General features: G+C 71.7%; 11 protein-coding genes, 1 tRNA gene and 1 riboswitch. Of the genes, 10 read left to right on the top strand and 2 right to left on the bottom strand.

Annotation, left to right across the window (positions count from 1 at the left end; genetic code table 11):
- Positions 1–12 precede the first annotated feature (12 nt).
- Positions 13–1041: a MazG family protein gene (locus P3T41_RS04815; protein WP_280687920.1), complete on the top strand. Its 1029-nt coding sequence runs from the start codon at positions 13–15 to the stop codon at positions 1039–1041.
- 21 nt (positions 1042–1062) lie between these two features.
- Here the strand turns inward: P3T41_RS04815 and P3T41_RS04810 are convergent, their stop codons facing one another.
- A complete protein-coding gene (locus P3T41_RS04810; protein WP_280687918.1) occupies positions 1063–1479 on the bottom strand; it encodes a hypothetical protein in 417 nt (138 codons plus the stop codon).
- Between the two features lie 148 nt (positions 1480–1627).
- Here P3T41_RS04810 and P3T41_RS04805 point away from each other — a divergent pair, with 148 nt between their 5' ends.
- The 7 genes from P3T41_RS04805 (at position 1628) to P3T41_RS04775 (ending at position 9666) form a co-directional block, all read left to right on the top strand.
- On the top strand, positions 1628–2902 hold the full coding sequence (locus tag P3T41_RS04805; protein ID WP_280687917.1) for a cytochrome P450: 1275 nt from the start codon (positions 1628–1630) through the stop codon (positions 2900–2902).
- 229 nt (positions 2903–3131) lie between these two features.
- A riboswitch (cyclic di-AMP (ydaO/yuaA leader) is annotated at positions 3132–3280 on the top strand.
- 4 nt (positions 3281–3284) lie between these two features.
- A complete protein-coding gene (locus P3T41_RS04800) occupies positions 3285–4151 on the top strand; it encodes a transglycosylase family protein (protein ID WP_280687915.1) in 867 nt (288 codons plus the stop codon).
- Positions 4152–4372: 221 nt separating this feature from the next.
- On the top strand, positions 4373–5659 hold the full coding sequence (gene eno / locus P3T41_RS04795; RefSeq protein WP_280687914.1) for a phosphopyruvate hydratase: 1287 nt from the start codon (positions 4373–4375) through the stop codon (positions 5657–5659).
- A 96-nt stretch (positions 5660–5755) separates the two neighbouring features.
- Positions 5756–6196: a septum formation initiator family protein gene (locus P3T41_RS04790; RefSeq protein WP_280687912.1), complete on the top strand. Its 441-nt coding sequence runs from the start codon at positions 5756–5758 to the stop codon at positions 6194–6196.
- Between the two features lie 28 nt (positions 6197–6224).
- On the top strand, positions 6225–6902 hold the full coding sequence (locus P3T41_RS04785; protein ID WP_280687910.1) for a DUF501 domain-containing protein: 678 nt from the start codon (positions 6225–6227) through the stop codon (positions 6900–6902).
- A complete protein-coding gene (locus tag P3T41_RS04780) occupies positions 6899–7840 on the top strand; it encodes a Ppx/GppA phosphatase family protein (protein ID WP_280687909.1) in 942 nt (313 codons plus the stop codon). The genes P3T41_RS04785 and P3T41_RS04780 overlap by 4 nt, the downstream gene beginning before the upstream one ends.
- 452 nt (positions 7841–8292) lie before the next feature.
- Positions 8293–9666: an NAD(P)/FAD-dependent oxidoreductase gene (locus tag P3T41_RS04775; RefSeq protein ID WP_280687907.1), complete on the top strand. Its 1374-nt coding sequence runs from the start codon at positions 8293–8295 to the stop codon at positions 9664–9666.
- Between the two features lie 319 nt (positions 9667–9985).
- Here P3T41_RS04775 and P3T41_RS04770 read toward each other — a convergent pair whose 3' ends face one another.
- Positions 9986–10753: an ABC transporter ATP-binding protein gene (locus P3T41_RS04770; RefSeq protein WP_280687905.1), complete on the bottom strand. Its 768-nt coding sequence runs from the start codon at positions 10751–10753 to the stop codon at positions 9986–9988.
- 327 nt (positions 10754–11080) lie between these two features.
- On the opposite strand from P3T41_RS04770, the gene P3T41_RS04765 reads away from it, so the two are divergent.
- Both P3T41_RS04765 and P3T41_RS04760 read left to right on the top strand, forming a co-directional pair.
- Positions 11081–11165, top strand: a tRNA-Leu gene (locus P3T41_RS04765).
- 136 nt (positions 11166–11301) lie between these two features.
- Positions 11302–12105 (top strand): Bax inhibitor-1/YccA family protein, encoded by an 804-nt coding sequence (locus P3T41_RS04760; RefSeq protein WP_280687903.1) that lies wholly within the window; start codon positions 11302–11304, stop codon positions 12103–12105.
- The last annotated feature ends 39 nt before the right edge of the window (positions 12106–12144 follow it).

Below are 12144 nucleotides of genomic sequence, written 5' to 3'. Positions count from 1 at the left end.
TAGGTTCGAGGGGTGGAGACCAACACGGACACCCCGAACAGCGCCGACACCCCCAAGCTGACCCTGCTCACCACCACCCACCGGGTCGCCCCCGGCCTGCTCAGCTGGCCCGCCTGGGAGGCGCTGCGGGCAGCGCCCCTGGTGCTGGCCGCCGACCCGGCGCACCCCCAGCTGCCCGCGCTCGCCCAGGCGCGGGTGGCGGTCGAGCTGGTGGCCCGCGACAGTGCCCCGGCGCTGGCCCGCACCCTGGTCGAACGCGCCCCGGTGCTCTTCCTGGGCAGCCCGGACGGCGACCCCGGGCTGACCGACGCGCTGGCCCGGATCGCGGTCGAGGCGGCGGGCCGGGCGCCGGAGATCGAGCTGCTGCCCGGCTCCTACGACCTGCCCGGCGCCCGGCTGCTCGACCTGGTCGCGGTGATGGACCGGCTGCGCTCGCCCGGCGGCTGCCCGTGGGACGCCGAGCAGACCCACGCCAGCCTGGTGAAGTACCTGGTCGAGGAGGCCTACGAGCTGGTCGAGGCGATCGAGGAGGGCGACCGCGAGACGCTGCGCGAGGAGCTGGGCGACGTGCTGCTCCAGGTCTTCTTCCACTCCCGGATCGCCGAGGAGGACCCCGAGGACCCGTTCTCCATCGACGAGGTGGCCGGGGCGATCGTCGAGAAGCTGATGTACCGCCACCCGCACGTCTTCGGGGACTCCGACGCCGCCACCACCGACCAGGTGGAGGCCAACTGGGAGGAGCTGAAGGCCGCCGAGAAGCAGCACCGGGAGTCGGTGCTGGACGGCGTGCCGGCGGGGCTGCCGGCCCTGGCGTTGGCGGCGAAGCTGGTCTCCCGGGTCCGCCGGGCGGGCTTCACCGGCGTTCCCGACGCGCCGTACGCGCTGCCGGCCGAGCTGACCGAGGAGACGGCCGGCGCGCTGCTGCTCGCGGTGGTGCAGCGCGCGCACGACGCGAAGGTGGACCCGGACGCGGCGCTGCGGGCGGCCGCGCGCGGCTATCGGGCGGCGGTGCGGGCAGCCGAGGGGCTGGCCGCCGACTAGGAGCCGGGCCAGGGCGGGCCGTCAGGCGGGCTGCTGGTGGGCGTGCACCTGGCGCTGCGGCGGGACGACCGCGCCGATCGCCTCGCCCAGCGGGTCCAGCAGCTCGGCGAGGCGGTGCAGCTGGCCGGGCAGCTCGGCCATCGCGACGATCCGCTCGCCGTCGGGGCCGCTCACGCAGAACAGGTCGATCGGGCCCAGGTGCTTCTCGGTGGTGTCGACCAGGGCGGCGATGTCGCTGGGCTGGTGGATGTCGGAGCTGACCCCGATCACCGGGCAGCCGATCCGGTCCATGGCGGCGGCCAGGTCCTCGGCCACCCCGGTCCGCGGGTCGGCGATCAGCAGGCCGGCGGCGCCCGCCGCGGCGAAGCGGCGGGCCGGCCCGTCGCCGTCGCCGCCGCTGAGTACCGCGATGACCACCACTGCCCCGGCTACTCGCATGGCCTGCTCCTCCCTGGGGGCGCCGCCGCACTGCAACGCCCGCCAACCACGTATCGGAGGATCGTAGGCTTCTCCTGACCCTCCGCAACAGGGATTACCCGTCAGGTGACCAGGCTCACTCCTCCTGGGGACGGGATACCGTCAAGACATGCCGGACCAGCCCGATGCCATCCCGTTGCCGCCCGCACCACCCCTGTTCACCTGGGAGTTCGCCGCCGACCCGTACCCGGCGTACGCCTGGTTGCGGGAGCACGCCCCGGTGCATCGGACCACCCTGCCGAGCGGGGTTGACGCCTGGTTGGTGACCCGGTACGCGGACGCCCGGCAGGCACTGGCCGACGCCCGGCTCTCCAAGAACCCGGCCCACCACAGTGAGCAGGCACATCGCACCGGACGGGTCGGCATCCCGGGGGAGCGGCAGGCCGACCTGATGACCCACCTGCTGAACATCGACCCGCCCGACCACACCCGGCTGCGCCGCCTGGTCTCCAAGGCCTTCACCCCGCGCACTGTGGCCGAGTTCGAACCCCGGGTGCAGCAGCTGACGGACCGGTTGATCTCCGGCTTCGCGGCGCGCGGCTCGGCCGACCTGATCCACGAGTTCGCCTTCCCACTGCCGATCTACGCGATCTGCGACCTGCTCGGGGTGCCGGCCGAGGACCAGGACGACTTCCGCGACTGGGCCGGCATGATGATCCGACACGGCGGCGGCCCGCGCGGCGGGGTGGCCCGCGCGGTCAAGCGGATGCGGTCCTACCTGGCGGAGTTGATCCACCGCAAGCGGGCCGAGCCGGGCGAGGACCTGATCTCGGGGCTGATCAGGGCCAGCGACCACGGCGAGCACCTGAGCGAGAACGAGGCCGCCGCGATGGCCTTCATCCTGCTCTTCGCCGGCTTCGAGACCACCGTCAACCTCATCGGCAACGGCATGTACACGTTGATGAACCATCCCGAGCAGCGCGCCCGCCTGCAGGAGTCGCTGCGGCGCGGCGAGCGCGAGCTGCTGACCACCGCCGTCGAGGAACTGCTCCGCTACGACGGTCCGGTGGAGCTGGCGACCTGGCGGTTCGCCACCGCGCCGCTGAGCATCGGCGGGGTGGACATCCCGGTCGGCGATCCGGTGCTGGTGGTGCTGGCCGCGGCCGATCGCGACCCGGCCAGGTTCGGTCGACCCGACACCCTGGACCTGGCCCGCAAGGACAACCCGCACCTCGGCTTCGGGCACGGCATCCACTACTGCATCGGCGCTCCGCTGGCCCGGCTGGAGGGGCAGGCGGCGCTGGCCACCCTGCTGACCCGGCTGCCCGACATCGAGTTCGCCGGCGATCCGGCGGAACTGCGCTGGCGGGGCGGTCTGATCATGCGTGGGCTGCGCGAACTGCCGGTTTCTTTCACACCGGAATCCTCGGCCGGCAGCTCCTGACGGCGTGTCGGATGTCTGACGGCGTGTCGGAAGTGTTCCGGCAGGCACGATCTGAATACGCATCAATGCGGACAAACCTGATCGGTTAGTGGACGATCTGACGGCGTCGTAATTCTCGTGTGATGTATGCGATATGAGCTTGTGATTGGTCCGTCAATCTGCCTACCCTCCCAGGAGTTCGCAGCTGCGAACCCCGCGTGCGGTACGCCGAGTCCTGCCCACCGCGCCGTCGGGACGCCGACCTACCTCGGGGCAGGGGCGGGGGACCCAGGATTTTCTGCCGTCTCCCACGGCTAGGGGTGAAGCCGCGTCAGCGGCCGGGCCGACCTCACGGGCCCGAACCCGACAGCTCACCTCGCAGGCGTGCGGAGAGGGACAGTTCATGCTGCTCAAGGGCAATGGCCGTCATCGTCGTCGTACCCAGACCGAGCGGGCGATCGCCGTGGCCGGCGTGGCCGGTGCGGGTCTGGCGGTGCCGCTGCTCACCGCGACCGCCGCGCATGCCGCCCCGGTCACGGTCTGGGACAAGGTCGCCAACTGCGAGAGCACCAACAACTGGAGCATCAACACGGGCAACGGCTTCTACGGCGGTCTGCAGTTCACCTCCTCCACCTGGGCCGCGTACGGCGGCACCCAGTACGCGTCGCAGGCCAACCAGGCCACCAGGGCGCAGCAGATCTCGGTCGCCGAGAAGGTGCTGGCCGACCAGGGTCCCGGCGCCTGGCCGGTCTGTTCGGTCAAGGCGGGCCTGGCCCAGGGCGGCGCCGCAGCCGCGCTGGACGCCAGTGCGCCGGTCGCCCCGAGCCGGCAGCAGACGCGGCCTCAGACGCCGGCTCCGCAGGCCCAGCGGGCGCAGCCCCAGCAGGTGCCGCAGTCCACCGCCCCGGCCTTCCCCGGCAAGGCCGGCTGGGACGCGAAGGGTCAGGTCTACTGGTACCAGAGCGACGGCGGGTGGTACTGGACCAGCCACCAGAGCGTGTACGACCGGAACATGCCCGCCCCGGCGCCCGCTCAGGCCCCGGCCCAGGCACCGATCCAGGCCCCGATCCAGGTCCCGGCCCAGGCACCGGCCGCCGCGCCGAGCGGCTCCGGTCACGACTACACGGTGCGGGCCGGCGACACCCTCTCGATGATCGCCCAGGCCCAGCACCAGACCGGCGGCTGGCAGCAGCTCTACCAGGCCAACCAGCAGACGGTGGGCGGGAATCCGGACCTGATCATGCCCGGCCAGCTGCTGCACCTCGGCTGACCGGCCGACAGCCCGCGCGGGGCCGCGCCGATGCGGCCCCGCGCGAGCGGCTCGCGAAACGACCACCGACACGCATTCAGGTGAACTACCGGCAGGTAGCCGAGCCACACCGTGAGACGGGAGGCAGGTCCGGGTCGTCGCGGTGGCCGGTGCGGTTAGGCTCTGGTCGTAACGACTCCCTACCCACGTCCGCAGGACCGCTTCCGTCTAGGAGATGCCTCGTGCCGTCCATTGATGTCGTCGTAGCCCGTGAGATTCTCGACTCGCGCGGCAACCCCACGGTCGAGGTCGAGGTCGGCCTCGACGACGGCAGCACCGGTCGTGCCGCTGTCCCGTCCGGCGCCTCGACGGGTGCCTTCGAGGCGCTGGAGCTGCGTGACGGTGACAAGAACCGCTACTTCGGCAAGGGCGTCGAGAAGGCCGTCCTCGCCGTGATCGAGCAGATCGGCCCGGAGCTGGTCGGCTACGACGCCACCGAGCAGCGGCTGATCGACCAGGCGATGCTCGACCTGGACGCCACCCCGGACAAGTCCTCGCTCGGCGCCAACGCGATCCTCGGCGTCTCGCTGGCCGTCGCGCACGCCGCCTCCGAGGCCAGCGACCTGCCGCTGTTCCGCTACCTCGGCGGTCCGAACGCGCACGTGCTGCCGGTCCCGATGATGAACATCCTCAACGGTGGCTCGCACGCCGACTCCAACGTCGACATCCAGGAGTTCATGATCGCGCCGATCGGCGCGGAGTCCTTCTCCGAGGCCGTGCGCTGGGGCGTCGAGGTCTACCACACGCTCAAGGGCGTGCTGAAGGAGCGCGGCCTGTCCACCGGCCTGGGCGACGAGGGCGGCTTCGCGCCGAACCTGGACAGCAACCGCGAGGCGCTGGACCTGATCACCGAGGCGATCAAGAAGGCCGGCTACGTGCCCGGCAAGGACGTCGCGCTGGCCCTGGACGTGGCCGCCTCCGAGTTCTACAAGGACGGCGCCTACCAGTTCGAGGGCAAGGCGCTGACCGCCGCCGAGCTGATCGAGTACTACGCCGACCTGGTCGAGAACTACCCGCTGGTCTCCATCGAGGACCCGCTGGACGAGTCGGACTGGGACGGCTGGAAGGCCATGACGGACAAGCTGGGCGCCAAGGTCCAGCTGGTCGGTGACGACCTGTTCGTCACCAACCCGGAGCGCCTGGCCCGTGGCATCGAGACCGGCACCGCCAACGCGCTGCTGGTGAAGGTGAACCAGATCGGCTCGCTGACCGAGACCCTGGACGCCGTCGAGCTGGCCCAGCGCAACGGCTACCGCTGCATGATGTCGCACCGCTCCGGTGAGACCGAGGACGTCACCATCGCCGACCTGGCCGTCGCCACCAACTGCGGCCAGATCAAGACCGGTGCCCCGGCCCGCTCCGAGCGCGTCGCCAAGTACAACCAGCTGCTGCGCATCGAGGAGATCCTCGACGACGCCGCCGAGTACGCGGGCCGCGCCGCCTTCCCCCGGTTCCGCGTCGCGGACTGACCCCCGCGAGGGCCGACAGCCAGCCTGACCGATGCCCCGGTGTGCACCCCGTAGGGTGGATGCCGGGGTATCGGCGCGACTGGGAGGGGTCAGGAGATGGCAGGCTGGAAGATCCCGGGTCTGGGCGGCCGGCCGCGGTTCACCAGCCGGGCCACCGTGCTGGTCCTGGTGCTCTGCTCGCTGGTGGCGATCCTCGCCTATCCGACCCGGCAGTTCATCAACCAGCGCGACCAGATCAGCGCCCAGCGGGTCAAGGCCGAGCAGGCCCGCCGGCAGGTCGAGCAGTTGACCACCGAGCTGGCCCGCTGGCAGGACCCGGAGTTCGTGAAGGCCCAGGCCCGCGAGCGGTTGCACTACGCGATGCCCGGTGAGACCCCCTTCGTCTCGGTCGACCCCACCCCCTCGGCCGCCTCCTCCCAAGCCTCGGGCCGTGGCTCCGCGCAGGCCGCCGCGCAGGCGGCCAAGCCCTGGTACGCCACCGTCTGGGACTCGGTGGACGCGGCCGCCGCCACCCCCGCTCCCGCCCCCGCTCCGTGAGAAGCCCGCCCCGTGAAGAAGACCCGACATGACACTTGAGAACCAGCCGGTCGCCGACCGCGACCTGGCCGCCGTCGCGGCCCAGCTCGGCCGCGTCCCGCGCGGCACCCGGGCGGTGGCGCACCGCTGCCCGTGCGGCAACCCGGATGTGGTGGAGACCGCCCCGCGGTTGCCCGACGGCACCCCGTTCCCCACCCTGTACTACCTGACCTGCCCCAAGGCCGCCTCGCTGATCGGCACGCTGGAGGCGGACGGGGTGATGAAGGAGCAGACCGCCCGGCTCGCCGAGGACCCGGAGCTGGCCGCCGCGTACCAGAAGGCGCACGAGGACTACATCGCCCGCCGCGACGCCATCGAGGTGCTGGAAGGTTTCCCCTCGGCCGGCGGGATGCCGGACCGGGTGAAGTGCCTGCACGTGCTGGTCGGCCACTCGCTGGCGGCCGGGCCCGGCGTCAACCCGCTGGGTGACGAGGCGCTGGCGATGCTGCCCGAGTGGTGGCGCAAGGGCGCCTGCGTGAGCGAGCAGCAGGTCGCGGACGGGATCGAGGCGCTGGTCGCCCAGCGCGCCGAGGCCGAGGACCACGCGGCGGTGATCGCCGCCAAGGAGCGCAAGACCGCCGAGCGGGCGGCCAAGCGCCAGGCCGACCAGCAGGACGACCAGCACGAAGCGCAGCCGGACGAGCAGCGGGAAGAGGGCGCCAAGTGACCGCCACCCGGGTCGCCGCCGTCGACTGCGGCACCAACTCGATCCGCCTGCTGATCGCCGACCTCGACCCGACGACCGGCGAGATCAGCGACCTGGACCGCCGGATGCTGATCGTCCGGCTCGGCCAGGACGTGGACCGCACCGGGCGGCTGGCCCCCGAGGCGCTGGAGCGCACCTTCGCCGCCTGCCGCGAGTACGCCGCGGTGATCGCCTCGTACGGGGTGGGCCCCGAGCGGACCCGCTTCGTGGCCACCAGCGCCTCCCGGGATGCCGAGAACAGCGCGGAGTTCACCAAGGGCGTGCGGGAGATCCTGGGCGTCGAGCCCGAGGTGGTCAGCGGCGACGAGGAGGCCCAGCTCTCCTTCACCGGCGCCACCAAGGAGCTGACCGGCACCGCTGTGCCCGCCCCCTACCTGGTCTTCGACCTGGGCGGCGGCTCGACCGAGTTCGTGCTGGGCGGCGAGCGGGTGCAGGCGGCCCGCTCGGTGGACATCGGCTGCGTGCGGCTGACCGAGCGGCACTTCGCCGGCTCCGAGGTGCCGACGGCCGCGCAGATCGCGGCGGCCAGGGTGGACGTCGAGGCGGCGCTGGACCAGGCCGCCGAGGTGGTCCCGTTGTCCGAGGCGGCCTCGCTGGTCGGCCTGGCCGGCACGGTCACCACGGTGGCCGCCATCGCGCTCGGCCTGCCGGCGTACGACTCCACCGCCGTGCACCACTCCCGGCTCTCGCTGGCGCAGGTCCGCGAGGTGACCGAGCGGCTGCTCGCGGCCACCCACGCCGAACGGGCCGCGATCCCGGTGATGCACCCGGGCCGGGTCGACGTGATCGGGGCCGGCGCGCTGGTGCTGCTCGCGATCATGGAGCGGACCGGAGCCGGCGAGCTGGTGGTCAGCGAGCACGACATCCTGGACGGGATCGCCTGGAGCGTGGCGGTCTGAGGGTCCGTCGGCCGGCTCGCGGACGCCTCGCGTCCACCTGTCGGACCCCCTTGCGGACACCCGGCGGGCCGCCCGGAGCGGTGGCCGCGCCGGGTCCCGCGAGAAAGTTCGTGAATTTCTTCACATGGAGAATAGGACTTTCGGCTCGGTCCGCGGGGCACTTCGTCCGGATTGCGAGAGTGAAGGTCGCCGGTGGCGCCGGCCCGATGGATCCCAGGTGGAGCTCCGGGTCCGCCGGTGCAATCGAAACAGTGCTCGGGAACCTGGTGGGCAGCCGGATCGTTGCTGCTCAACCGGGCTTCCGGAGCCCAAACCTCCGCACGAGCCCGCCGGGCACCGCTTGACCGATCCTCAAGCCCCCAACTGTGGCCGGGCAGTGTAGCAGAGGCTGTCCAGACCCTTGTGACGGGCCTCACGCAGGGTGCTCCAAGGGGTGCTGGATACTTTCCGATATGAGCACCACGGAGCGTCCTCGCATCCTCATTGTCGGCGGTGGTTACGTCGGCCTGTATGCCGCGATGCGCATCCTCAAGAAGATGCGTTACGGGGAGGCGACCGTCACGGTCGTCGACCCGCGGTCGTACATGACGTACCTGCCCTTCCTTCCCGAGGCGGCCGGCGGCAACGTCGCGCCTCGCAACCTCGTCGCCCCGCTGCGCAGCGCCCTGAAGAAGGCTGAGGTGCTCACCGGTCACGTGACCGCTGTGGACCACGCCCGCAAGGTCGCCACCATCGCGCCGCTGGCCGGCGACAGCTACGAGCTGACCTTCGACTACCTGGTCGTGGCCACCGGCTCGGTCTCCCGCACCTTCCCGATCCCCGGCCTGGCCGAGCACGGCATCGGCATGAAGACGGTCGAGGAGGCGATCAGCCTCCGCAACCACGTCATGGCGCAGCTGGACAAGGCCGAGTCCACCACGGACCCGGAGATCCGCCGCAAGGCCCTCACCTTCGTGGTCATCGGCGGCGGCTTCGCCGGCGTCGAGACCATCGCCGAGGTCGAGGACATGGCCCGCGACGCGGCGAAGCTCTACAAGACCGTCAGCCGCGACGACATGCGCTTCATCCTGGTCGAGGCGGCCAACCGGATCCTCCCGGAGATGGGCCCGGACCTCGGTCTGTGGACCAAGGAGAAGCTCGAAGAGCGCGCCATCGAGATCTACATCGAGACCTCGATGGACTCCTGCGTCGACCAGCACGTGGTGCTGAAGAACGGCGTCGAGGCCGACGCCTCCACCATCGTGTGGACCGCGGGCGTCAAGCCCAACCCGGTGGTGGCCAACTTCGGCCTGCCGCTGGGCCCGCGCGGCCACGTCGACACCGCTCCCACGCTGCAGGTCCAGGGCTTCGACAACGTCTGGTCGGCCGGCGACAACTCGCAGGTGCCGGACCTGGCCGCCGGCGAGGGTGCCTGGTGCCCGCCGAACGCCCAGCACGCGGTGCGCCAGGCCGTGGCGCTCGGCGACAACGTGATCTCCGGCATGCGGGGCTTCCCGCAGAAGGAGTACAAGCACAAGAACCTCGGTGCGGTCGCCGGTCTGGGCCTGCACAAGGGTGTGGCGATCCTCTTCGGCAAGTACAAGCTGAAGGGCCGTCCGGCCTGGTGGTTCCACCGCCTGTACCACGGCAGCCGGGTGCCGACCATGAACCGCAAGGTCCGGGTCTTCACCGACTGGACCCTCGCGATGTTCCTCAAGCGCGAGACGGTCGGCCTCTCGGAGATGGAGAAGCCGTTCGGTGCCTTCCAGGAGGTCACCGTCGCCGTCCCCGCGCCGGCCGTGCCCGCCGAGGCCGAGAAGGCCGACAAGGCGCTCGCCAGCAAGTAGGCACAGCACGTAGGCGCGGTACGCAAGCGCAGCAGTAAGCGACTGACCCCGGCGGCAGGGAGCCGGGGTGTGAGTCGGAGGCCCTCCGCCCGGCAGTGTCGCCGGACCACGACCTCCGTGGTGCTCAGCCGGCCGTGCGACCGGGCGGGGTACGAAACGCAAGACGAGCAGGACAAGCAGGACCGCGAGAAGGCCCCGGCCGGTGGCGAGGACCACCGGCCGGGGCCTTCTTGCTGCCCGCCGCACTGACGGGCCGTCAGGCGGTCCCGCCGCCAAGCGGTCCTGCCTCCAGCCCCGGTCGTTCACGGCCGGGTCGGGATCACTTGGTGCGGCCCTTGGCGTCGAAACGACGCATCCGGTCCAGGACGGCGTCGGCGGTGGGGTCGGCCAGCTCGTCGACGATCCGGCCGTCGGCGAGGAAGACGACCCGCTCCGCGTAGGAGGCGGCCACCGGGTCGTGGGTCACCATCACCACGGTCTGGCCCAGTTCGCGCACCGAGTTGCGCAGGAAGGAGAGGATCTCCGCGCCGGAGCGGGAGTCGAGGTTGCCGGTGGGCTCGTCGGCGAAGACGATCTCCGGGCGGCTGGCCAGCGCGCGGGCGCAGGCCACCCGCTGCTGCTGGCCGCCGGAGAGCTGGGAGGGGCGGTGCGTCAGCCGGCCCGACAGGCCCACGGTCTCCACCACCGCGTCCAGCCAGGCCTCGTCGACCTTGCGGCCGGCGATGTCCATCGGCAGCGTGATGTTCTCCAGCGCGTTGAGCGTGGGGAGCAGGTTGAAGGCCTGGAAGATGAAGCCGATCTTGTCCCGGCGCAGCTGGGTCAACTGCTTGTCCCGCAGGCCGACCAGCTCGGTCTCGCCGATCGTGGCCGAGCCGGAGCTGACCGAGTCGAGCCCGGCCATGCAGTGCATCAGGGTGGACTTGCCGGAGCCCGAGGGGCCCATGATCGCGGTGAACTCGCCCTGCCGGAACTCGACATCGACCTCGTCCAGTGCCACCACGCGGGTTTCACCGGAGCCGTACACCTTGCTCAGTCGGACGGCTCGGGCGGCGGCCCGGCCGGTTCGCACGGCGGTCGTCGTGGTCACGGGTGCTCCTGGGGGTCGGCCGTCGGCCGGCTGGGGCACGGCGGTTCGGTGCGATATGTCCCTTCATGCTCGCCGGTGCCGGCGCCGGTTTCGTCGCCCCGGCGGACGGTTGACCGGGGGGCCCGCAGGCTTAGCCGGGGCGCTCCGCCTCCTCCTGCGGGATGACACGACCCCCGCTGGCCGGATCCTGTGGTTGCGCTGGCCGAATTGCGGACAGTTCGTCAGATGGCAAGGAAACATGACAACTTCCCCGCCAAGGAACATGCGCGAGGGGGATCGGGACGACTAGGCTCAGGGGTGGCTCGCACACGGGCTCAGCGGTCCCCCGCCCGGATGGTGGAACGCAGACACGGGCAGCTTAAAACTGCTTGGCCGCGAGGCCGTGCCGGTTCGAGTCCGGCTCCGGGCACCAGCATCAGCGCACGTCACAGCGCCCCACCTCTTCGGGAGGCGGGGCGCTGTCCGTTGTACGGGCCTCCCGCGTTTCCTTTACCAACGCATTACCATGGCCCCTGCGGGCGGCGCCGCGCCGCCCTGGGAGGAAGATCATGAGGAGCAGCAACCCGGTCTTCTCGCGGGAGGGGTCGTTCGGCCGCGACACCGGATACGCGGGGTTCGGCGGGCAGCAACAGCCCAGCACCGTCGAGGAACTGGAGCAGCTGTACCGGGCGCCGGCCGCCGGCCCGCGCAGCACCGGCCGGATGACCATGGACGACGTGGTCGCCCGCACCGCGCTGACCCTGCTCACGGTGGTGGCCGCCGGGGCGGTGGCCTGGTTCGCGCTGGGGACCGCGAGCTTCGCGATCGCCGGCCTGGCCGCGCTGGCGGCCTTCGTGGTGGGTCTGGTGGTCAGCTTCCGGCGGAGCGTCAATCCGGCGCTGGTGCTGCTCTACGCGGGCCTGGAGGGCTTCTTCCTGGGGGCGCTCACCAAGGCCTTCAACGCCATCTGGCCGGGCATCGCGATCCAGGCGGTGCTGGGCACGGCCGCCGTCTTCGCGGGCATGCTGATCGCCTACCGGAGCGGCTGGATCAAGGTCACCGCCCGGTACACCCGGGTCGGGCTGGCCATCGCGCTGGGCTTCGTGCTGCTGCTGGCGGTGAACCTGGTGGCCTCGCTCCTCGGCGCCTCGCTGGGGCTGGACTCCGGGCCGTTGGGCATCGTGGTCGGGCTGGTCGGGGTGGGCGTCGGTGCCTTCTTCCTGTCGCTGGACTTCGCGGCGGTGGAGCGGGCGATCGGCGCCGGTGCACCGCGCCGCGAGTCGTGGCGGGCGGCCTTCGGGCTGACCCTCTCGCTGGTCTGGATCTACCTGGAGCTGCTGCGGCTGATCGCGATCCTGCGGGGCGACGACTGACGACTGGCGGCAGGGGCCGGAGCGGGGCCGGGGGCCGGC

Source organism: Kitasatospora sp. GAS204B (assembly GCF_029892155.1).
Taxonomy (GTDB): domain Bacteria; phylum Actinomycetota; class Actinomycetes; order Streptomycetales; family Streptomycetaceae; genus Kitasatospora.
The sequence above is the reverse complement of the archived record's forward strand: the minus strand, read 5'-3'. Positions and strand labels throughout refer to the sequence as shown.